Annotated in this window: 18 protein-coding genes; 9 read left to right on the plus strand and 9 right to left on the minus strand. The window is 71.5% G+C overall.

Annotated features, from left to right (window positions below):
* Positions 1–15: 15 nt before the first annotated feature.
* Positions 16–2,361: an ATP-binding protein gene (locus AQJ64_RS13800; RefSeq protein ID WP_059202663.1), complete on the minus strand. Its 2,346-nt coding sequence runs from the start codon at positions 2,359–2,361 to the stop codon at positions 16–18.
* Between the two features lie 300 nt (positions 2,362–2,661).
* Here AQJ64_RS13800 and AQJ64_RS13805 point away from each other — a divergent pair, with 300 nt between their 5' ends.
* A complete protein-coding gene (locus AQJ64_RS13805; RefSeq protein WP_055635196.1) occupies positions 2,662–4,032 on the plus strand; it encodes a M14 family metallopeptidase in 1,371 nt (456 codons plus the stop codon).
* Between the two features lie 6 nt (positions 4,033–4,038).
* On the opposite strand, the gene AQJ64_RS13810 is transcribed toward AQJ64_RS13805, so the two are convergent.
* The 4 genes from AQJ64_RS13810 to AQJ64_RS13825 all read right to left on the minus strand — a co-directional run bounded on the left by AQJ64_RS13810 (position 4,039) and on the right by AQJ64_RS13825 (position 6,885).
* Positions 4,039–4,554 (minus strand): hypothetical protein, encoded by a 516-nt coding sequence (locus tag AQJ64_RS13810; RefSeq protein WP_079061642.1) that lies wholly within the window; start codon positions 4,552–4,554, stop codon positions 4,039–4,041.
* A 107-nt stretch (positions 4,555–4,661) separates the two neighbouring features.
* Positions 4,662–5,066, minus strand: coding sequence for a RidA family protein (locus tag AQJ64_RS13815; protein WP_055635194.1), 405 nt, complete (start codon positions 5,064–5,066; stop codon positions 4,662–4,664).
* The gene (locus AQJ64_RS13820) at positions 5,066–5,827 is read right to left on the minus strand and encodes an IclR family transcriptional regulator (RefSeq protein ID WP_055635193.1); all 762 of its coding nucleotides are present in this window, start codon (positions 5,825–5,827) and stop codon (positions 5,066–5,068) included. Before AQJ64_RS13820 ends, AQJ64_RS13815 begins: the two co-directional genes overlap by 1 nt.
* A complete protein-coding gene (locus AQJ64_RS13825) occupies positions 5,824–6,885 on the minus strand; it encodes a sugar kinase (RefSeq protein ID WP_244902657.1) in 1,062 nt (353 codons plus the stop codon). The genes AQJ64_RS13820 and AQJ64_RS13825 overlap by 4 nt, the downstream gene beginning before the upstream one ends.
* Before the next feature lie 163 nt (positions 6,886–7,048).
* Between AQJ64_RS13825 and AQJ64_RS13830 the strand changes: the two genes are divergently transcribed.
* The gene (locus AQJ64_RS13830; protein ID WP_055637987.1) at positions 7,049–8,362 is read left to right on the plus strand and encodes an amino acid deaminase; all 1,314 of its coding nucleotides are present in this window, start codon (positions 7,049–7,051) and stop codon (positions 8,360–8,362) included.
* 35 nt (positions 8,363–8,397) lie between these two features.
* On the plus strand, positions 8,398–10,008 hold the full coding sequence (locus AQJ64_RS13835) for an N-acyl-D-amino-acid deacylase family protein (protein WP_055637986.1): 1,611 nt from the start codon (positions 8,398–8,400) through the stop codon (positions 10,006–10,008).
* A gap of 19 nt (positions 10,009–10,027) precedes the next feature.
* Here AQJ64_RS13835 and AQJ64_RS13840 read toward each other — a convergent pair whose 3' ends face one another.
* Positions 10,028–10,903, minus strand: coding sequence for a S1 family peptidase (locus tag AQJ64_RS13840; protein ID WP_055637985.1), 876 nt, complete (start codon positions 10,901–10,903; stop codon positions 10,028–10,030).
* Positions 10,904–11,103: 200 nt separating this feature from the next.
* Between AQJ64_RS13840 and AQJ64_RS13845 the strand changes: the two genes are divergently transcribed.
* Positions 11,104–12,111: an alpha/beta hydrolase family protein gene (locus AQJ64_RS13845; protein WP_079061673.1), complete on the plus strand. Its 1,008-nt coding sequence runs from the start codon at positions 11,104–11,106 to the stop codon at positions 12,109–12,111.
* A 103-nt stretch (positions 12,112–12,214) separates the two neighbouring features.
* Here the strand turns inward: AQJ64_RS13845 and AQJ64_RS47940 are convergent, their stop codons facing one another.
* Complete coding sequence (locus tag AQJ64_RS47940) at positions 12,215–12,871, minus strand: hypothetical protein (RefSeq protein WP_099054134.1); 657 nt, start codon at positions 12,869–12,871, stop codon at positions 12,215–12,217.
* A 125-nt stretch (positions 12,872–12,996) separates the two neighbouring features.
* Here AQJ64_RS47940 and AQJ64_RS13855 point away from each other — a divergent pair, with 125 nt between their 5' ends.
* From AQJ64_RS13855 to AQJ64_RS13870, 4 genes are all read left to right on the plus strand, one after another.
* Entirely contained in the window at positions 12,997–14,208 is a 1,212-nt protein-coding gene (locus tag AQJ64_RS13855; RefSeq protein ID WP_055638164.1) for a pyridoxal phosphate-dependent aminotransferase, read from the plus strand.
* A gap of 113 nt (positions 14,209–14,321) precedes the next feature.
* The gene (locus tag AQJ64_RS13860) at positions 14,322–14,762 is read left to right on the plus strand and encodes an SCO4983 family protein (RefSeq protein WP_055638165.1); all 441 of its coding nucleotides are present in this window, start codon (positions 14,322–14,324) and stop codon (positions 14,760–14,762) included.
* A 156-nt stretch (positions 14,763–14,918) separates the two neighbouring features.
* The gene (locus tag AQJ64_RS13865; RefSeq protein ID WP_157881153.1) at positions 14,919–15,542 is read left to right on the plus strand and encodes a tetratricopeptide repeat protein; all 624 of its coding nucleotides are present in this window, start codon (positions 14,919–14,921) and stop codon (positions 15,540–15,542) included.
* Positions 15,539–16,777, plus strand: coding sequence for a glycosyltransferase 87 family protein (locus AQJ64_RS13870; protein ID WP_055638167.1), 1,239 nt, complete (start codon positions 15,539–15,541; stop codon positions 16,775–16,777). The genes AQJ64_RS13865 and AQJ64_RS13870 overlap by 4 nt, the downstream gene beginning before the upstream one ends.
* Here AQJ64_RS13870 and AQJ64_RS13875 read toward each other — a convergent pair.
* Positions 16,743–17,747: a glycosyltransferase family 2 protein gene (locus AQJ64_RS13875; RefSeq protein ID WP_055638168.1), complete on the minus strand. Its 1,005-nt coding sequence runs from the start codon at positions 17,745–17,747 to the stop codon at positions 16,743–16,745. The two genes, AQJ64_RS13870 and AQJ64_RS13875, sit on opposite strands and share 35 nt — an antisense overlap.
* A 61-nt stretch (positions 17,748–17,808) precedes the next feature.
* Here AQJ64_RS13875 and AQJ64_RS13880 point away from each other — a divergent pair, with 61 nt between their 5' ends.
* Positions 17,809–18,237: a GtrA family protein gene (locus tag AQJ64_RS13880; protein ID WP_240512936.1), complete on the plus strand. Its 429-nt coding sequence runs from the start codon at positions 17,809–17,811 to the stop codon at positions 18,235–18,237.
* A 192-nt stretch (positions 18,238–18,429) separates the two neighbouring features.
* Here the strand turns inward: AQJ64_RS13880 and AQJ64_RS13885 are convergent, their stop codons facing one another.
* A complete protein-coding gene (locus AQJ64_RS13885) occupies positions 18,430–20,253 on the minus strand; it encodes a phosphoenolpyruvate carboxykinase (GTP) (protein WP_055638170.1) in 1,824 nt (607 codons plus the stop codon).
* Positions 20,254–20,586: the final 333 nt, after the last annotated feature.

Raw genomic sequence — 20,586 nt, forward strand, 5'->3', positions numbered from 1 at the left:
TGGCGCGGGGTCCGGTCAGCGCTGGGCCGCCACCCAGGCGGCGATCTGGCTGCGGTTGCTGAAGCCGAGCTTGCTGAGGATGCGTTCGACATGTCCTTCGGCGGTGCGGCGGGCGATCACCAGTCGGTCGGCGATCTGCTGGTTGGCGAGTCCCTCGGCGACGAGTTCGGCGACCTGGGCCTCGCGTCGGGTCAGGCGGACGGTGGCGGCGGCGGGCGGCTCCTCGGGGTGTCCGTCGGGGCGGGCGAGCCCGGTGTCGTCCCCCGTGTCGTCCAGGACGCGGGCGGCGAGTTCGGGCAGGGCGAGGGCGGTGCCCCGGTCGTAGGCCCGGCGGTAGGCGGCAGCCCCGATCGCCTCGCGGACCCGGTCCTCGGCGGCGCGGCGGGTGGCGTTGAGGCAGGCCGCGCCCCAGCGGTCGCGGTCCACGTCGGTCCAGGCCCGGTCGGCACCGCCGAGCACGAGGGCCGCACGGCGGTGGGCGCCGCGGTCGGCGGCGATCCGGGCCAGCAGATCGAGGGTGAGGCCGATGCCGACGACGTCGTGGACCGCGAGCTTGAGCCGCAGTGCCTCACGGGCGTGCGCCTCCGCCCGCTCGCCGTCCCCCTTCACGGCGTGGGCGAGGGCGAGGATGCGTTCCCCGTACGACAGCACCCACTGCTCGCCGTGCTCCGCGCACAGCCGGCGGATCTCCTCGCACACCTCGATGGCCTCGTCGGCCCGGCCCAGGAAGGCGAGGGCGCAGGCGAGTTCGACGTGGTCCAGGCCGAGGAGGCTGAGGTGCTGGCCGGGGGCGCGGCCGCGGGCCACGGCGGCGCGGAAGTGGGCGAGGGCGCCGGGGATGTCGTCGCTGAACAGCCGGATGACACCGATGACGTAGTCGGCGTGGGCGGCCTCGGCCGGGTCGCCGAGGCGCCGGGCGAGGGCACGGGCCTCCTCGGCTCGGCGGCGGCCCCGGGTGAGGTCCTCGGGGCAGCCGGCGAGCAGGCCCGCCGTCCACAGGGCACGGGCCCGTTCGGGGCTGGGGTCGGGGTTGGCGTCGAGGGCGCGGTCGAGCCAGTACCGGCCTTCGCGGGGGGCTCCGCAGGCATGCCAGTGGAACCACAGGATGCCGGCCAGCCGCAGCCCGGCATGGGCCTCTCCGGGGGTGGTGAGGCTGAAGTCCAGGGCGGCGCGGATGTTGTCCCGGTCGGCGCGCAGCCGGGCGACGATCCCGGGCTGCCCGGGCCCGAACCACTCCCGCTCACAGGTGGCGGCCAGTTGCTGGACCCAGTCCCGGTGCCGGACCCGGGCGGCCCGCTCCTCCCCCGGCATCTCGCGCAGCCGCTCGAGCCCGTAGTGCCGCAGGCTGTCGAGCAGCCGGTAGCGCAGCCCGCCGTCGGGCCCGGTTTCCCGGCAGAGGACGGATTTGTCGACGAGTCCGGCAACGGCTTCGAGAACGTCGGCACCCTCAGCCACCCCACCCCCACAACACACCGCTTCGGCGGCCGCCAGGTCAAAGCTTCCCGCCAGCACCGACAACCGCGCCCACACCGCCTGCTCCCGCGCGTCGCACAGCTCGTGGCTCCAGTCGACGGCCGCCCGCAGGGTCTGGTGGCGGGGCAGTACGGCGGGGCTGCCGCCGGTGAGGAGGCGGTAGCGGTCGTCGAGGCGGGCGAGGAGCTGGTGGACGTCGAGGACGCGCATCCGGACGGCGGCCAGTTCGATGGCGAGCGGGAGTCCGTCGAGGCGGCGGCAGAGGCGGGCGACGGCGGAGCGGTTCGCGGCGGTGAGACGGAAGCCGGGGACCACCGCGGCGGCGCGGTCGGCGAACAGGGCGAGGGCGGGGTAGCCGTCGGCGGCGGTGAGGTCGCCGTCGGGGTCGGGTACCGGCAGCGGCCGTACCTCCATGAGGTGTTCCTCGGTGAGTCCGAGGCGGTGGCGGCTGGTGGCGAGGACACGGATGCCGGTGGTGCCGCGCAGCAGGGCGCCGGCTAGGGCGGCGCAGGCGGTCGCCAGATGCTCGCAGTTGTCGACGACGAGGAGCAGTCTGCGTTCGCGTACCCGCTCCACGAGGGAGTCCAGCGCCGGGCGTTCGGAGTGGTCGTGCAGGCCGAGCGCGTCGGCCACGGCCAGTGGGACCAGGGCCGGGTCGTGCAGGCCGGAGAGGTGGACGAAGCGGACGCCGTCGGGGAAGGCGCGTCCGACGCGGGCCGCGATCCGGCCGGCGAGGCGGGTCTTGCCCACGCCGCCCGGGCCCGTCAGGGTGACCAGCCTCGCCCTGGCCAAGAGTTCGCGCCCTTCGGCCAGTTCGCTCCGCCGGTCGACGAAGCTGGTCGTCTCCACCGGCAGGTGGCAGTCCCGGCGCGGCGCTGATCCGCCCATGATCAGCCAGTCCTCTGGGGGGTGCGTGCGTGCGGACCCTCAGGCTTCCCCGGGTTGTACATATATGCACCTCGCCCTCACCCCCACGGGTGCACTTCCGCGAGGTCCGTTCGCGGCGACACGCCCACGCGTACACTGCGCCGCCGATCGGCTCGTCCCTTTCCGCATGATTCAGGCCAGCGGCGATATGCGCTGTCTTGACCTGACCATGCCAACACCGGACCATGTGCGACACCGCACCGCCGCACACAGCAAGCGCACAGCACGGCCCCCCACGACCACTCCCCACAAGGAGAGTTCATGCGACTTCGCATCCGCGGCTCAGGCGCCGGCGCCACCCGCGCCCGCAGCGGCAAACGCACCGCTGCCCTCGCCACCCTGCTGGCCCTCGCCCTCGCGGCCCCCCTCTCGGCGACGGCCGGCCACGCCTCGGCCGACAGCGCTCCGAAGGCGACCGCCTCCGCCGACGACATCCGCCAGTACGAGATCCATGTCGCCGACAACACCCCGGTCACCCGCACCGCGATCGCCCGCGCCGGGGTGAGCGTCGACGAGGCCGACGAGGAGACCGTGGTGGTCTCCGGCCGCGCCGACCAGATCGCCAGACTGCGCGCCCAGGGGTACGAGGTCACCCCGGTGGGCTCCGCGCCCGACCGCCTCGCCGCGGACGAGGTGCGCCTGTTCGACTTCCCGACGGCGGACGCCAAGTACCACAACTACGCCGAGATGACCGCGGAGATCGACCAGCGCGTCGCGGCCTACCCGAGCATCATGAGCAAGCAGGTCATCGGCAAGTCGTACGGTGGCCGGGACATCGTCGCCATCAAGATCAGCGACAACGTCGGCACCGACGAGGCCGAGCCGGAGGTGCTGTTCACCCACCACCAGCACGCCCGTGAGCACCTCACCGTCGAGATGGCGCTGTATCTGCTCCGCGAGCTGGGCGCCGGCTACGGCACCGACTCCCGGGTCACCAACATGGTCAACGGACGGGAGATCTGGATCATCCCCGACCTCAACCCGGACGGCGGCGAGTACGACATCGCCACCGGTTCCTACCGCTCCTGGCGCAAGAACCGGCAGCCCAACTCCGGTTCCTCGTACGTCGGTACCGACCTCAACCGGAACTGGAACTACAAGTTCGGCTGCTGCGGCGGCTCCTCCGGCTCCACGTCCTCCGAGACCTACCGGGGCGCCTCGGCCGAGTCCGCGCCCGAGGTGAAGGTCGTCTCCGACTTCGTCCGCAGCCGGGTCGTGGGCGGCAAGCAGCAGATCACCGCCGGGATCGACTTCCACACCTACAGCGAGCTGGTGCTGTGGCCGTTCGGGTACACGTACTCGGACACGGCGACCGGGATGACGGCCGACGACAACGCCGCGTTCAAGGCGGTGGGGCAGAAGATGGCGGCCAGCAACGGGTACACCGCGGAGCAGTCGAGCGACCTGTACATCACCGACGGGACGATCGACGACTATCTCTGGGGCGTGCACAAGATCTTCTCGTACACGTTCGAGATGTATCCGACGTCCAGCTCCGGGGGTGGGTTCTACCCGCCCGACGAGGTGATCGAGCGGGAGACCTCCCGGAACCGGGACGCGGTGCTGCAGTTGCTGGAGAACGCGGACTGCATGTACCGGTCCATCGGCAAGGCCGCCCAGTACTGCGGCTAGGCGGGACTAGTCGTCGCCCTCTTCGAAGTACGCGTCGAGGACCTCGTCCAATGACGTCTCCCACTCCTTGAAGCGGGACCTGGCCGTCGCCTCGATCTCGATCGGGTACCAGCGGCGGTCAGGGGTGTGGACCGTGATGGTGAACCGCTTGCCGAAGCGCGGGGCCTCGGTCTCGATGGCGCCGATCTCGTCCCAGCGGAACTCGCACGCCTCCTCGTCGAGGCGGAGCCGGACGCCCTTGGCGTCGGCGGTGATCCGCGCCCGGCGGTCGGCGGCCTCGAAGACGGGGCCGTCGGAGGCCTCCTCCTCGGCGGGGGCCTCCTCGGCGGCCGGGGTCTCGTCGACGACCCCGGTCTCCTCGGACTCGGCCTCGGCCGTCTCCTCGGACTCCTCGGCCTCCTCGGGCGGCTTCGCGTCCTCCGGCTCCGCCTTGGGAGGCGACGAGAGTCCGGGGATGAACGCCGGGTCGAATCCGGCGCCCTCCAGGGGCTTGCTGCTCGAACCTATCCGCTGCTGCTCCACAGCGCGAAGTATGGTCGAAGATCCTGTGCCGGACACAGCCAGCCCCTACTTCGTTACCGGAGACCTACAAGGGAGAGGCTCACCCGAACACGCTCAACCCGGCCGCGTCAGCCGAGTACGGCGAGCGCGTCGATCTCGACGAGGAGCCCGGCGGGGAGACCGACGTAGACGGTGGTGCGGGCGGCGGGCGCCTCGGTGAGGTCCGCGAAGTAGGCGTCGTAGATCTCGTTCAGCTCCGCGAAGTGGTCCACGTCCGTCAGATAGACGCGGATCATCATCACGTCCTCCCAGCGCGCCCCGCCCTCCCGGAGGATCGCCTCCACGTTGGCGAGGGTCTGGAGGGTCTGCTCGCGCAGGGTGGGCCCGGCCGGCGTCGGGGGCCTGCCCTCCTCGGCGGGCAGGAAGCCGACCTGGCCGGCGACCTGGAGGAGGTTGCCCTTGCGCACGCCGTGGGAGAACTTCGCGGGCGGGGTGGTGTGGGTCTTCGGGGTGAGCGCGATCTTCTCGGTCATCAGGTGGCTTCCTTGATCGGTGTCCTGCCGGAGTACTCCCCGCTGATCGTGTCCGCCGTACGGCGCACCAGCGGGCGGAGGGTGAGGAGTTCGTCGGCGGTGACGACGACGTTCGGCGCGGAGACCGACATCGCGGCGACCACCCGGCCGTCCGCACCGCGGATGGGGGCGGCGACGCAGTTGATGGACTCCTCGTGGCCGCCGAGGTCGGTGGCCCAGCCCTGCTCCCGCACCTTCTCCAGCTCCCGCAGGAAAGCGGGGGCGTTGGGGGTGGAACGGGCCGTGTACATCGGGTATTCGAGCTTCTCGGCGACCGCGCGCCGCTCGGCCTCGGGGAGGTCGGCGAGGAGCAGCTTGGCGACGGCGGCGACCGTGATGGCCACGGGCTTGCCGATCCGCGAGTACATCCGCACCGGGTAACGGCTCTCGACCTTGTCGATGTAGAGGACCTCGCCCTCCTCGTACACGGCGAGATGCACGGTGTGTCCGCACTGCTCGTTGAGGCGGACGAGGTGGGGGTGGGCGATCTCGCGGATGTCGAGGTTCTCCATCGCCTCCTGGGCGAGGGCGAAGAGGCGGGCGCCGAGGCGGTAGCGCTGGTCGGACTGGCGGTAGACCAGGCCGTGTTCATGGAGGGTGCGCAGCAGCCGCAGGGCCGTCGACTTGTGCACGCCGAGGCGGTCGGCGACCTGTCCGAGATCGGCGGGGCCCTCGGCGAGCAGCGGCAGGATGCTCAGCGCGCGGTCGACGGTCTGGCTCATGGGGTGCGTACCTCCTCCGGGGCCGCCCCGGCCTGTGTCCAGCCGGGGCCGAGTCGAAGTGTCCCCCACGCGTGGTCGTCGAGCCCCGCGAGCCGGTCGGCGTGGTCGCGGGAGGGGGGCACGGTGAGGTCACCGGGGACGGTGAGGGCGGCGGCGGCCGTGAGATGCCCGTGCCGCAGCCGGTCCCGGAGGGGAAGCCCCCGCAGGGTCGCGGAGAGAAACCCGGCGGCGAAGGCGTCCCCGGCGCCGGTGGTTGCCACGACGTCGACGGTCAGAGCGGGGACGAAGACGCCACGGGAGTCGGCCGGCCCGGGGGGCGTGGGGCCCTGACATGTGCGGCCCCGCCGTGTGGGCGCGGCCGGCCCCCGCGCACCCGCGGACGAGACGAAGGCAGTGGCCCCCCTCCCGCCTTCCTTCACCACCAGCACCTGCGGCTCGGGCAGCACGTCCCGGATCGCCGACGGCCCACCCGTCACCCCCCACGCCTCCTCCGCCTCGTCCTCCCCCACGAACACGAGATCCGCCCGGTGCGCCAGCTCCAGCAGCACCCTCGGCCCGTCGGCCGTCGGCCACAGGCCGGTGCGGTGGTTGACGTCGAAGGAGACGAGGGGACGGCCCGGGCCGGGTCCGGTCAGCTCCCACAGCAGTTCGCGGCACTGCGGCGACAACGCCGCCGTGATCCCCGACAGGTGCAGCACCCGCCCCGCCCGCACCGCCGCCAGCTCCACCGTGGCCGTGGACATCGCCGAGGCCGCCGACCCCGCCCGGTAGTAGGCCACCTCGTGGTCCGCGCCGGCCCGGTCCCCCGCCGTACGGAAGTACACGCCCGTGGGACGGGACGGGTCACGGCCGACGGAGGCGACGTCGACGCCGTACGCTCCGATCGCCTCGACCAGGTGATCGCCGAACCCGTCCGCCCCGACCCGGCTGACCCACCTCACCGCATGGCCGGCGGCGGCCAACCCGCACGCCACGTTGGACTCCGCGCCGCCGATCCCCCGGTCGAAGGAGGGGACGTCGGCGAGTCGGCCGGGGCGGGTGGGCAGGAACGTGACCATGGACTCGCCGAGCGCGACGACGTCCACGACGTCGGGGGCAGTCACGATGGTCGTAGCTCCTCGTCGAGGGCGGAGGGTCACGGCGTCGCCATTGACCCGGCATTGGCGTGGATGTTAGACAGCGGTAAGCGACATACGCAATGAACGTTGCAGATAATGCAACATGAAATGCGGCGCCGAAGGCAACGCACTCGATCAGGGAGGCCTCGTGTCCGGTACGGAAGCGCTCGCCCGCCTCGCGGAGGAAGCAGTCGACCACCGCTTCAAGGGCCTCCCGCCGGACGCCGACGGCCTCACCGTCGCCGAGCTGACCGCCCAGCGCCGCAACCTCTTCACCGACGGTTTCACGACCCCGGTGCTCGCCCTCTCCGCCGAGCGCCTGGAGCACAATCTGCGTCTGATGGAGACGTACGCGACCCGGCACGGACTCGCGTTCGCCCCGCACGGCAAGACGACCATGGCGCCCCAGCTCTTCCGGCGGCAGATCGAGTACGGCGCCTGGGGCATCACCCTCGCCGTCCCGCACCAGGTCCGGGTGGCGCGGGCGTACGGCGTCGGGCGGGTGTTCCTCGCGAACCAGCTCGTGGACCCGGCGGCCCTGCGCTGGATCTCCGGACAGCTCGACGCCGACCCGGACTTCCGTTTCGTCTGTTACGTCGACTCGGTGCGCGGGGTCGAGCTGATGGACGCGGCACTCGCCGGGGCGGCCCGCCCGCTGGACGTCGTCGTCGAGCTCGCCGCCGGGGAGGGCGCCCGCACCGGGGTCCGTACGGAGGCGGAGTGCACGGCCGTCGCGGACGCGGTGGCCGCCACGGCGACCCTCAGGCTGGTGGGGGTCGCGGGGTACGAGGGCGAGGTCCCGCGGGCCGACGAGGAGCGGGTGCGGGCCTGGCTGCGCCGGCTGGTGGCGCTCGCCGCCGACTTCGACAGGGCGGGGCGGTTCGCCGGGGTGGCGGAGATCGTCGTCAGCGCGGGCGGGAGCGCCTGGTTCGACGGGGTCGCCGAGGTGTTCGCGGAGATCCCCGAGCTGTCCTCCCCGGTGCTGAAGCTGCTGCGCTCCGGCGCGTACGTCTCGCACGACGACGGTCACTACCGCCGGCTCACCCCGTTCAACCGGGTGCCGCAGGAGGGTGCCCTGGAGCCCGCGTTCCGGCTGTGGACACAGGTGGTCTCCCGCCCCTCACCGGGCCAGGCGTTCGTCAACGCGGGCAAGCGGGACGCCGCCTACGACCTGGACCTGCCGTTCGCCCAGGTGGTCCGCCGCAACGGTGCGGAACGCCCGGCCACCGGGGTGTCGGTCACCGCCCTGTCCGACCAGCACGCCTGGCTGCGCACCACCGAGGAGGCGGATGTCGAGGTCGGCGACTGGGTCGGGCTCGGGCTGTCGCATCCGTGCACGTCGTTCGACAAGTGGCCGCTGATCCCGGTCGCGCGGGCGGACGGCACGGTCGTCGAGTACATCCGTACGTTCTTCTGACACATCCGTACGTTCCCCTGAGCGGAGGGCCGGGCATGGAAGACCTCGTCGTCCGGGACGCGGACGTCGTCGACGGCAGCGGCGCGGACTCCTACCGCGCGGACGTGGTGATCGACGACGGCAGGATCGTCGCGATCGTCCGGGAGGCCGCGGCGGCGGGCTGTCAGCGGCCGAAGGCGGTACGGGAGCTGGACGCGGAGGGGCTGGTCCTCGCCCCCGGCTTCATCGACATGCACGCGCACAGCGACCTGGCCCTGCTGCGCGACCCCGACCACAGCGCCAAGGCCGCGCAGGGGGTGACGCTGGAGGTCCTGGGCCAGGACGGGCTGTCGTACGCCCCGGTCGACGACCGCACCCTGGGCGAGGTCCGCCGGGCCATCGCCGGCTGGAACGGCACCGGCGACGACATCGACTTCGACTGGCGCTCGGTGGGCGAGTACCTGGACCGGCTCGACCGGGGCATCGCGGTGAACGCGGCCTACCTGGTCCCGCAGGGCACGGTCCGCGCCCTCGTCGTCGGCTGGGAGGACCGCCCGGCCACGCCCCGCGAGCTGGACCGGATGCGGCACCTGGTGGCGGAGGGCCTGGAACAGGGCGCGGTCGGCCTGTCGTCGGGGCTGACGTACACCCCCGGGATGTACGCCGAGAACGCCGAACTGACCGAGCTGTGCCGGGTGGTGGCCCGCCACGGCGGCTACTACTGCCCCCACCACCGCAGTTACGGGGCGGGCGCGCTGGAGGCGTACGCGGAGATGGTGAAGCTGGCCGGGGAGGCGGACTGCGCCCTGCACCTCGCCCACGCCACCTTGAACTTCGGGGTGAACCGGGGGCGGGCGCCCGAGCTGCTGACCCTCCTCGACGAGGCGCTCGACGCCGGCGCCGACATCACGCTCGACACCTATCCCTACACGCCCGGCTGCACCACGCTGGTGGCCCTGCTGCCGAGCTGGGCGAGCGAGGGCGGTCCCGGGGAGATCCTGCGCCGGCTCGCCGACGACGGGACCGCCGAGCGGATCCGCCACGACCTGGAGGTGACCGGCGCGGACGGCTGCCACGGGGTGCCGGTGGACTGGGACACCGTGGAGATCTCCGGGGTGACCGACCCGGCACTGGGCGGTTTCGTCGGCCGTACGGTCCTGGAGTCGTCGTCCCTGCGCGGCGAGGCGCCCTGGGCGACGGCCCGCCGGCTGCTGCTCGACGACGGCCTCGGCCCGACGATCCTCCAGCACGTGGGCCACGAGGAGAACGTCCGGGCCATCATGCGCCACCGCGTCCACACGGGCGGCTCGGACGGCGTCCTGCACGGCGCCAAACCGCACCCGCGCGCCTACGGCACCTTCCCGCACTATCTCGGCCACTACGTACGGGAGTTGGGCATCCTGTCCCTGGAGGAGTGCGTGGCCCATCTGACCGGCCGCCCGGCGGCCCGCCTCCGCCTGCCCGACCGGGGCCTGGTCCGTGAGGGGTTCCGCGCCGACCTGGTCCTGTTCGACCCGGCGACGGTGGCGGCGGGCGCGACGTACGCCACCCCGCGCACCCTGCCCACGGGCATCCCGCACGTCCTGGTCGACGGCCGTTTCGTGATCGAGGACGGCCGCCGCACGGATGTCCTGGCCGGGCGGGCGGTCCGTCGCAGTCCCATGTGACGGAACACCCGCCGGTGCCTTACGGCTTGGGCAGCACGCAGGCGCTCGCGCTCAGGTTGAGCTGGTTGCCCGTCGTGAAGCACGCGGGGATCTGGTAGATCTCCTGCGCGTAGTTGATGCCCTTGCGCACGGTGACGGTGCCGCTCTCACTGACCTCGCAGGGGTTGTTCTCCGTGCAGGTCGCGCCGTCCTCGTTGCCGGTGTTGTTGACGGCGACGACCTTGCCGGTGGACTGGTCGATCACCGGCGAGCCGGAGGTGCCGCCGATGGTCTGGCAGGCCGAGGTGTAGCGGACGGAGTCCTTCCAGGTCCAGTCGCCCTCCTTGAGGCGGTAGGCGAACCCGTCGATGTTGCAGTTGTAGAGCGTCTTCCAGTAGCCGGAGGCCACGGTGATGGCGGTGCCGGCGGTCGGGTGGGTGTCCTGCACGGTCAGCGCGGAGATCCCGTACGCGCTCTTGATCGTCGCGTAGGTGCTGGTCAGCTGGTAGATCGACACGTCCGTGTCGGTCATCGTCGCGTAGGCGAGCTTGCTGGCGCGCAGGGTCGCGACCCGGGTGCCGGAGGAGTTGAGCAGCCCGAAGGTCCGGGTGGAGGTCTGGTTGGTGAGGACCTCGCCCGGGTCCAGGAAGCCGGACGTCAGGCAGTGGCCGTTGCTGAGCACCAGCGCCGGGTCGGTGTCCAGGGAGTTCGGGAAGCGGATGACCGATCCGGAACAGTTGCTGAGCGCGACGGTCCCGGCGAGGGTGACGGCCTGCAACGTGGGCGCGGCCGCCCGGGTGTCCGCCTTGCTGTCCGCCTTGGTGTCCGCCTTGGCCGCGGGTGCCGCGACGGCCGGTGCCGCCCCGATCCCGGCGATGGCCAGGGCGGTGAGCGCGGCGACGAGAGGCTTTCTCATGTGGGGGTCCCCTCTTACGACGAGGCGACCGGAGATCTTCCGGCCGCCCGCTGTTTTGTCATGTGCATTCTTAGTACGGATACCCGGAGGGGCAAGCGGTTGTTTCCGGACGGGAGTTGGCGCGATCCCATGCTTTGCAGAAACGGGACACGGTTCCGTATATTAAACGGGACAGCGTTCCGCTTTTGGGGCACCTCATCATGAGCGCATCGACCCGCCCCTCGCCCGCCCCCGTCCTCTCGGTCGGCCCCGTGACCCTTTCCGCCCCGGACCGGCCCGTGGACCTCCAGCTGCGGGTCTCGGCACCCCTGACCGGGGACGATCTGCCGGCCGTCCTCCTGTCGCACGGCCAGGGCTACGCGAACCACCTCTCCTCGCTGAACGGCAATGCGCCGCTCGCCCACCACTGGGCGGCGCACGGCTTCGCGGTCGTCCAGCCCACGCATCTGAGCTCCCGGAGCCTGACCCTGGACCCCGACACCCCCGGGGCACCCCTGTTCTGGCGTTCACGCGCCGAGGACATGAGCCTGATCCTCGACCGGCTCGACGAGATCGAGGCCGCCGTCCCGCAGCTCGCGGGGCGTCTGGACCGGGACAGGGTCGCCGTGGCCGGGCACTCGATGGGCGGGCACACCGCGAGCCTGCTGCTGGGCGCCCGGCTCACCGACCCCGACGACGGGACGGAGGTGGACCTGACCGAGCCCCGGATCAGGGCGGGCGTCCTGCTGGCCTCGGTCGGCCGGGGCGGCAACGCCCTCACCCCGTTCGTGACCGAGAACTGGCCCTTCCTCGCCACCACGGACTTCTCGAAGATGACCACGCCGACCCTGGTGGTCGCCGGCGACCGGGACGACTCCGCGCACCTGACGGTCGCGGGCCCGGACTGGCACGCCGACCCCTACACCCTCTCCCCCGGCCGCAAGTCCCTGCTCACCCTCTTCGGCGGGGAGCACGGGCTCGGCGGGGTCTCCGGATACGACGTCGCCGAGACCACGGACGAGAGCCCCGAGCGGGTGTCCGTGGTCCAGCACCTCACCTGGGCCTACCTGCGCAGCGAGCTGTACCCGGGAGACCCGGCCTGGCAGTCGGCCAGCGAGACGCTGGCGGCCGAGCCCGAACCGCTCGGCCGGGTCGAGTCGAAGGAGGGCCACGGCAGCGCCCGGGAAGGGGCGCGGGGCCGCATCGATATGCGCTCCAGGACCCGGTGACGGTCACGGCGGGGCTGCCGGTCGCCGCCGGAGCGTTCGCGCCGCGCGGCACGAACGGCCACGACACGGCCACGAAAGACCGACCGCACATCCCGCACAGCACTCAGCGGGACTTCCCACCACCCTTTCCATGACCCCGGCCCTGATTACCCACACCACCGGGGGCACCCCAGGACCCGGTGACGGTCACGGAGGGGGCGCCGGTCGCCGCCGGAGCGCTCGGAGCCGGGGCCGAGGAGGTGACGGAGGGCGCGCCGGACGTCGTGGAGCCGGAGGACGGGGGCGCGCTCGTACCGGAGGGCACCGGCTCGCCCGCCGACGAGGGCGTGCCGCCCGGGGAGCCCGAGGGGCTCACCGTGTCGTCGGGTGCCGAGCGGGTGTCCCCGCGCCTGTCCTGGCCGCCGTCCGACGAGGAACCCGAGCTGAGGGACATCCCGGCCACCAGCGCGGCCAGCGACACCGCGCCCACGGCCCCCGCCGCGACCGCCACCCGGCGCGAGCGCCCGCCACCCGTGCGGCGCGCGGCGCGCCGGCGGTCCGCCCGGCCGCCCGCCACCGGCTCACCCGCGAAGGCGGCCGGCCCGTCGGCGGGCAGGGCGGGCACGCGGGGCAGCCGCTGGGTCTCGTCGTACGCGTTCTGCCACCCGTGCGCGGCCGCCGGATCGGCGTACTGCGCGTACGACGCCGGATCGGCCCCGGCATCCGGGTGGAACACGATCGGCCGCACCTGGGGCGCGCCGCTCTCGCCTGGCCTGGACATGGCCGCGCATTGTAGGGAGAGGTACGGCCCGTCGGACAGTGACCGGCGATAACAGACCAAATCACCCGTCTCGCGTGGTGGAAAACACGCCCCACGGGGCGTAACCGGGCCGTAAGCTCCCTGACATGCAGGTGATCCAGTCGACGAAGCTCGCCAACGTCTGTTACGAGATCCGGGGCCCGGTTCTCGAGGAGGCGATGCGCCTGGAGGCGGCAGGTCACCGCATCCTCAAGCTCAACACCGGCAACCCGGCCGCCTTCGGATTCGAGGCCCCGCCCGAGATCCTGGAGGACGTCCTCCGCAACGTCTCCACGGCGCACGGCTACGGCGACGCCAAGGGTCTGCTCGCCGCGCGCCGCGCGGTCGTCATGCACAACCAGACCCTCGGCATCGAGACGGACGTCGAGCACGTCTTCATCGGCAACGGCGTCTCCGAGCTGATCGTGATGGCGATGCAGGGCCTGCTGGACGACGGCGACGAGGTGCTCGTGCCGTCGCCGGACTATCCGCTGTGGACCGCCGCCGTGTCGCTGTCCGGCGGCACGGCCGTGCACTACCGCTGCGACGAGCAGTCGGACTGGATGCCCGACCTCGCGGACGTCGAGCGCAAGGTCACCGACCGCACCAAGGCGATCGTCATCATCAACCCCAACAACCCGACGGGCGCGGTGTACGACGAGACGATGGTCCGGGGGCTGACCGACATCGCCCGGCGCCACAATCTGCTCGTCTGCTCCGACGAGATCTACGACAAGATCCTGTACGACGGCGCCACGCACACGCCGACCGCCTCCGTGGCCCCGGATCTGCTGACGCTCACCTTCAACGGGATGTCGAAGGCCTACCGGGTGGCCGGCTACCGGGTCGGCTGGATGTCGATCTCGGGCCCGCGCGCCCACGCCGACTCCTACATCGAGGGCCTGACGATCCTGGCGAACATGCGGCTGTGCGCCAACATGCCGGGCCAGCACGGTGTGGTGGCCGCGCTCAGCGGACGGCAGTCCATCAACGACCTGGTACTGCCGGGCGGCCGGCTCAAGGAGCAGATGGACACGGCGTACGAGCTGCTGACGCAGATCCCGGGCGTGACCTGCGTACGGCCGAAGGGCGCGCTGTATCTCTTCCCGCGTCTGGACCCGACCGTCTTCAAGATCAAGGACGACCGGCAGATGGTCCTGGACCTGCTGCGCCAGGAGAAGATCATGGTCGTCCAGGGCACCGGCTTCAACTGGCCGGAACCGGACCACTTCCGGGTGGTGACGCTGCCTACGGCGACGGATCTGCGGGACGCGATGGGCCGGATCTCGCGCTTCCTGGACGGCTACGGCCAGCCCTGATCCCGGCGGGGTTCACCCTCTGTAGAGGCCGTGCCCCTGTTCTGCGAACGGCTCAACTTTAGACGAAATCTAAGCTAGGATGGCTTCCTGTCAGAGCACAGGAGGCCATCCTCATGTACGAGCCGAACCGCACCCCTTCCTCGCACAAGGGGTCCGTCCACAGCACGATGGCCGGCACCACGTCCGACTTCCCCCACCGCTCCCGCGAGGAGGAGCTGGACATCCAGCTCGCCGGACATCTCTCGGCCCTGCTCGCCGTCACCGACGAGCTGCGCGGGCCGGCCCCGTCCGCCGACCTCGACGGCGCGGCCGCACGGCTCGCCCAGCAGGTGACCCGGCTGCGGGGCGGACGGACACCGGCCCGCGCGGCCACCTCCGCCGCCCGCGAGTCCCGGCTCGCGGCACTGCACCAGCGGGCGCACTCCCTCGCGGGCCGCGCCCTGGTCGTCGCCGCGTCCCGCGCGGACACCAAGGCGGCGATCCTCGCGGCGGAGCGCATGGAAGCCCATGCCGCCGCGCTGGCGGAGGAGCAGGAGCTGAGCACCGCCGGCTGACCCTGCGGGGTCCCCCTACGGCCCCGGTCCGCGTGCACCCGCAGCGACGCGCGGACCGGGCGCCATATTTTTTGCCCGCCTGCATTCGGGTGGACTGCGCGCCCGGCGTGCCCGCGCACACCTGCGCCACAAGCACCGCCTCGTAACGTCGATGCGGTGAAACGCAGGCAATTGTTGGTAGTGCTCTCCGGTGCGGCTGCAGTTGCCACCGGATTGCTGTCGTGGTCGGTCGTCGCCTGTGCGGCGGCGCTCTCGGACAACGGAATGCGGCCCTCGTCGGAGCGGACTCCCCCGAGCGCCGACGCCCTGCTGCAAGCGGGCATCGCGGCGCAGCAGAACGACGATCCCCAAGGGGCCTCCCGGTTCTACGGCGTGGTCCTCACCATGGACCCGCGGAACAAGGCCGCCTGGTACAACCTGGGCGTCATCGCGCACCAGGACGGCCGGACCGCCGATGCCCGCAGGGCCTACGAAAAGGCCCTGAAAATCGATCCGGCGTTTCCCTCGGCCCTGTACAACGAGGCGCTCCTGCTGAAGTCGAGCGATCCCGATCTCGCGATGGGACTTCTGGAACGCGCCGTCGGCGCCGATCCGCAGGCGGCCACCGCCCATCTGGAGCTGGGGGATCTCTGGGTCCGCAAGCACCGGGACCGGGAGGCCGCCGAGGAATTCCGCAGTGCGGTGGCGGCCGACCCCGCACTCCTTTCCCAGGTACCGGAGTCCTTCCGGGATTCCCTGCGCCCCGCACCCGCCCCGAGCCCGGCAGGGAGTCCCCGATGACGACGAGCGACCGGACCGTACGGGTGCTGGCCGTGTACACCCTGGTGGCGACCGCCCTCGCGGCCCGGGTCTTCCTGCTGCCCTACCAGTCGGGTGACTTCATCACCTTCCTCGACCCCTGGTATCGGCACCTGGAGAGCCACGGCGGGTTCGCCGCCCTCGCCGACCCCGGCTTCTCCGACTACAACGTGCCCTACCTCTATCTGCTCGCCGGGCTGACCTATCTGCCCGTGTCGGCGCTGGCCGGCATCAAGTGGATCTCGATCCTGTCCGACCTGGCGCTGGCGTACTGCGCCTTCCGGATCGTGGCCCGGCTGCGGCCCGCCTCCGCCTGGGCGGCCTACGGCGCGGCGGCGGCGGTGCTCCTGCTGCCCACCGTCGTCACCAACAGCGGCTGGTGGGGGCAGTGCGACAGTGTCTACACGGTCTTCCTTCTCGGCGGGATCCACCAGTTGCTGAGCCGGCGGCCGTGGTGGGCGTGCGCCTTCTTCGGGATCGCGCTGGCGGTCAAGTTCCAGGCCGTGTTCCTCTTCCCGTTCCTGCTGGTCATGGTGGTGCTGGGACGGGTGCCGTGGCGGAGCCTGCTGGCGATCCCCGGGGCGTACCTCGCCCTCGACGTGCCGGCACTGCTGCTCGGCGCCGATCCCTGGCGGCTGCTGACGGTCTACGCCCGGCAGACGGGGACGTACCAGTTGCTGTCCCTGCACGCACCGTCCGTCTACGAGTTCGTCTCGGTGCCCGGGGACACCGGTCCGGTCCGCACGGCGGGTGTGCTGGTCGCCGGGGTGGTGGTGACGGCCCTGGTCGGGCTCACGGCCTGGACCCTGCGGAGCGGCCGGTCCGGCGCGCCGGACCCCGCCCCCGCCACGCCTGGGCTCACGGACACCCGGATCGTGCTGCTGGCCGCCTGCTCCTCGGTCCTGGTGCCGTTCCTGCTGCCCTCGATGCACGAGCGGTACTTCTACCTCGCGGACGTGCTCACGGTGGTGGCCGCGTTCGTCCTGCCCCGGCAGCTCTGGTACGTACCGGTGCTGGTGCAGCTCGCCTCGTTCGGCAGCTATCTGGTGGTCGTCAACGCGACCCTGGCCCCGTATCTGTCCATGGCCGCGCACGGTGCGCTGATGCTGCTGGCGGTGGTGGCCGTACTCCGCACCGCCGTCCTCGAACTGCGGCGCCCGCCCGGCGCGCCCGCGCCGCTCGTCAGCCCGACCGCGGCCGAGCCGGCCCGGACGTGACCGGCGGCCCGGGCGTGACCGCCGCGCCCGGGGCGACGGCCGCGGCGGTGTCGTCGGCGACGTAGTAGGTCGGCCGCCGCTGCACGGCGGTGTAGATGCGGCCGATGTACTCGCCGACCACCCCCAGGCAGATGAGCTGGACGGAGCCGACGAAGAGCACCGCGATGATCAGGGAGGTCCAGCCGCGGGTGGTGTCGCCCGCGGCGTACACGGCCAGGGTGTACGCCACCATGCCGAGGCAGACGGCGAAGGCGAGCACACCGAGCCAGACGGCGAGCCGCAGCGGGGCGACGGAGAAGCCGATGACGCTGTCGACCGCGAGCAGGACCATCTTGCGCAGGGGGTACTTGGTGCGGCCGGCGACACGGGGGTCCCGGCGGTAGGTGATCTCCCCGCTGGGGAAGCCGAACCAGGGCATGAGCAGCCGGTAGACCTGCGGCTGGTCGGGCAGGGCCTTCAGGGCGTCGAGGGCCTCGCGCGACAGCAGCCGGAAGTCGCCCGCCTGGGCCGAGACATGACCGCCGACCACCCGGCGCACGAGCCAGTAGTAGGCGCCGGCGGTACGGCGTTTGAAGCCGGTGTCGCTGGAGCGGTTGCCGCGCACGCCGTAGACGATGTCGAGGTGCCGGGAGCGGGCCAGGGCGAGCATCTCGGGGATCTTCTCCGGGGGATCCTGGAGGTCGGCGTCGAGGCTCGCGGTGTAGTGGCCGCGGGCGTGGTGCAGCCCGGCGGTCAGCGCGGCCTGGTGTCCGCTGTTGCGGCGCAGCCGCACCACCCGCAGCTCGGGCCAGTCGGCGCGCAGCCGGGTGAGTTGACCGGCCGTCCCGTCCGTGGAACCGTCGTCGACGGCGACCACCTCGTACGTCTCGCCCGTCCCGTCGAGCACCGGCCGCAGCCGCTCCGCCAGGGCCGGAAGTGCCTCTTCCTCGTTGAACACCGGAATCACGACCGACAGTTCGACTGATGACATGCGGACCCCAGCCCAATGCTCACTTACGGTAGTATTTGCTTACTTACCGTACAATGCTGGAATGGCTCAGCGCGTAGAGACACACGCACCCCGTACCACAGGGGTCGCCCGGCAGCTTCCCGTGTTCGCGGTCATCGGCGTGCTGTCCACGCTGGCCCATCTCGGGCTGTTCACGGCGCTGCGGCCGGTGCTCGACGCCCAGCTCGCCAACCTGGTCGCGCTCTTCGCCACGGCCGTGGCGAACACCGCGGCCAACCGCCGGTTCACCTTCCGGGTCCGCGGCAGGGAGGGGGTCGCCCGGCATCAGCTCCAGGGGCTGGTGGCCTTCCTCGCGGGGCTCGCGCTCAGCAGCGGCGCCCTCGCCCTGGTGCACCGGATGGTGTCGGACACTCCGCGTGTGGAGATCGCCGCGCTGGTCGTGGCCAACGGGACGGCGACGGTCCTGCGTTTCACGCTGCTGCGGTGGTGGGTCTTCGCGAAGGCCGCCTGAAACGGGCGAAGGCCTGTCGCCGCCTCCCCGTCGGGGCGGACGGGGTGGTGACGACAGGCCCGTGGTTGCGCACGCCGTTGTGCGCAACCTCGCCGGTCCGGTGGTGCGGATGGTGCTGTCACCGCGGCCGGCCGTGACGATATTGCTGGTCAGGGCTCGATCGGCAGCCGGCCGCGGCGTTCGTGGAGGGCGTCAGCCCAGGCGCTGCACCAGGGCGCGGTACTCGTCCCACAGTTCCTTCGGGGTGTGGTCGCCGAAGGTGTTGAGGTGCTCGGGGACCAGGGCGGCCTCCTCGCGCCAGACCTCCTTGTCGACCGTGAGCAGGAACTCGAGATCGGCGTCGGCCAGTTCGAGGCCCTTGGTGTCCAGGGCGCCCTTGGCCGGCAGGATGCCGATCGGGGTCTCGACGCCCTCGGCCCTGCCGTCCAGCCGCTCGACGATCCACTTCAGGACGCGGCTGTTCTCGCCGAAGCCAGGCCAGACGAACTTGCCCTCGTCGTTCTTGCGGAACCAGTTGACGTAGTAGATCTTCGGGAGTTTCGCCTGGTCCCTGCCCTTGGCGACCTCGACCCAGTGACCCATGTAGTCGCCCATGTTGTAGCCGCAGAACGGCAGCATGGCGAACGGGTCGCGGCGCAGCTCGCCGACCTTGCCCTCGGCGGCGGCGGTCTTCTCGGAGGCGACGTTCGCGCCGAGGAAGACACCGTGGTTCCAGTCGAAGGACTCCGTCACCAGCGGGACCGCGCTCGCGCGCCGGCCGCCGAAGAGGATCGCCGAGATCGGCACGCCCCTGGGGTCCTCCCATTCGGGCGCGATGATCGGGCACTGCGAGGCCGGGACGGTGAAGCGGGCGTTGGGGTGGGCGGCCGGGACGTCCGAGGACGAGGTCCAGTCGTTGCCCTTCCAGTCGGTGAGGTGGGCCGGGGTCTCCTCCGTCATGCCCTCCCACCAGATGTCGTTGTCGTCGGTGAGGGCGACGTTGGTGAAGACGGAGTTGCCCCACAGCGTCTTCATCGCGTTGGCGTTGGTGTGCTCGCCGGTGCCGGGCGCGACGCCGAAGAAGCCGGCCTCGGGGTTGATCGCGTACAGGCGGCCGTCCTCGCCGAAGCGCATCCAGGCGATGTCGTCGCCGATCGTCTCGACGGTCCAGCCGGAGATGGTGGGCTCCAGCATGGCGAGGTTGGTCTTGCCGCAGGCGGAGGGGAAGGCGGCCGCGACGTACTTCGACTCGCCCTGCGGCGGGGTGAGCTTGAGGATCAGCATGTGCTCGGCGAGCCAGCCCTCGTCACGGGCCATGACGGAGGCGATGCGCAGGGCGTAGCACTTCTTGCCGAGCAGGGCGTTGCCGCCGTAGCCGGAGCCGAAGGACCAGATCTCGCGGCTCTCGGGGAAGTGCGAGATGTACTTGGTGGAGTTGCACGGCCACGGAACGTCCGCCTGGCCCTCGGCCAGGGGCGCGCCGAGGGTGTGCACGGCCTTGACGAAGAAGCCGTCGGAGCCGAGCTCGTCGAGGACGGGCTGTCCCATGCGGGTCATGGTGCGCATGGAGACCGCGACGTAGGCGGAGTCGGTGATCTCGACGCCGATCGCGGAGAGGTCGGAGCCGAGGGGGCCCATGCAGAACGGCACGACGTACATCGTCCGGCCGCGCATCGAGCCGCGGAAGATGCCGTTCTCGCCGGCGAAGATCTCCCGCATCTCGGCGGGGGCCTTCCAGTGGTTCGTGGGACCGGCGTCCTCCTCCTTCTCGGAGCAGATGAACGTCCGGTCCTCGACCCGCGCGACATCGGTCGGGTCGGAAGCGGCGTAGTAGGAGTTGGGGCGCTTGATCGGGTCGAGCCTGCGGAAGGTGCCCTTCTCGACGAGCTCCCCGCACAGGCGCTCGTACTCGGCCTCGGATCCGTCACACCAGACCACGCTGTCCGGCTGTGTCAGTTCGGCGATCTCGTTGACCCACGAGATCAGTTCCTGGTGGTTGGTCGGGATGACAGTGGGAGCCGCGATGTCGCGCGCCACGATCGCTCCTAGATGAGGGGTTTTTTGTTGGAGGCCCCGTGGGGGCTGCGGCCCGGATGCCCGGCGACTGGATCTTCAGCGCTCATCCGGTGCCGACCGCACTCATCTGATCATCCGACGCTCGCGCCCATCTGTCCAGAAGGCGTCACAGGTGAGCAGAGTGAGGATCGCCACGCATAACCACGCTTCTTTGCGTCCACTTGACGTTCAACAGAAGATTCTTTTGAATGAACCTTTTACGGCTTCTGGTGCAGGACCGTGAGATGATGGCCACTCTTCGCCCCTGAACCGGCAGGACTGATCCGTAACTTACGGCTCCGTAGGTACGATTCC

Origin of the sequence: Streptomyces griseoruber, from assembly GCF_001514205.1 — a bacterium.
Taxonomy (GTDB): Bacteria; Actinomycetota; Actinomycetes; order Streptomycetales; family Streptomycetaceae; genus Streptomyces; species Streptomyces griseoruber.

Excerpts from the sequence above, each read along its gene's own strand:
- AQJ64_RS47940 (WP_099054134.1), bottom strand. The coding sequence starts at position 12,871 with ATGTCCAGGCCAGGCGAGAGCGGCGCGCCCCAGGTGCGGCCGATCGTG.
- AQJ64_RS13840 (WP_055637985.1), bottom strand. The coding sequence starts at position 10,903 with ATGAGAAAGCCTCTCGTCGCCGCGCTCACCGCCCTGGCCATCGCCGGG.
- AQJ64_RS13870 (WP_055638167.1), top strand. The coding sequence starts at position 15,539 with ATGACGACGAGCGACCGGACCGTACGGGTGCTGGCCGTGTACACCCTG.
- AQJ64_RS13835 (WP_055637986.1), top strand. The coding sequence starts at position 8,398 with ATGGAAGACCTCGTCGTCCGGGACGCGGACGTCGTCGACGGCAGCGGC.
- AQJ64_RS13860 (WP_055638165.1), top strand. The coding sequence starts at position 14,322 with ATGTACGAGCCGAACCGCACCCCTTCCTCGCACAAGGGGTCCGTCCAC.
- AQJ64_RS13825 (WP_244902657.1), bottom strand. The coding sequence starts at position 6,885 with ATGGTCACGTTCCTGCCCACCCGCCCCGGCCGACTCGCCGACGTCCCC.
- AQJ64_RS13845 (WP_079061673.1), top strand. The coding sequence starts at position 11,104 with ATGAGCGCATCGACCCGCCCCTCGCCCGCCCCCGTCCTCTCGGTCGGC.
- AQJ64_RS13800 (WP_059202663.1), bottom strand. The coding sequence starts at position 2,361 with ATGGGCGGATCAGCGCCGCGCCGGGACTGCCACCTGCCGGTGGAGACG.
- AQJ64_RS13805 (WP_055635196.1), top strand. The coding sequence starts at position 2,662 with ATGCGACTTCGCATCCGCGGCTCAGGCGCCGGCGCCACCCGCGCCCGC.
- AQJ64_RS13875 (WP_055638168.1), bottom strand. The coding sequence starts at position 17,747 with ATGTCATCAGTCGAACTGTCGGTCGTGATTCCGGTGTTCAACGAGGAA.
- AQJ64_RS13830 (WP_055637987.1), top strand. The coding sequence starts at position 7,049 with ATGAAATGCGGCGCCGAAGGCAACGCACTCGATCAGGGAGGCCTCGTG.
- AQJ64_RS13855 (WP_055638164.1), top strand. The coding sequence starts at position 12,997 with ATGCAGGTGATCCAGTCGACGAAGCTCGCCAACGTCTGTTACGAGATC.
- AQJ64_RS13880 (WP_240512936.1), top strand. The coding sequence starts at position 17,809 with ATGGCTCAGCGCGTAGAGACACACGCACCCCGTACCACAGGGGTCGCC.
- AQJ64_RS13815 (WP_055635194.1), bottom strand. The coding sequence starts at position 5,066 with ATGACCGAGAAGATCGCGCTCACCCCGAAGACCCACACCACCCCGCCC.
- AQJ64_RS13820 (WP_055635193.1), bottom strand. The coding sequence starts at position 5,827 with ATGAGCCAGACCGTCGACCGCGCGCTGAGCATCCTGCCGCTGCTCGCC.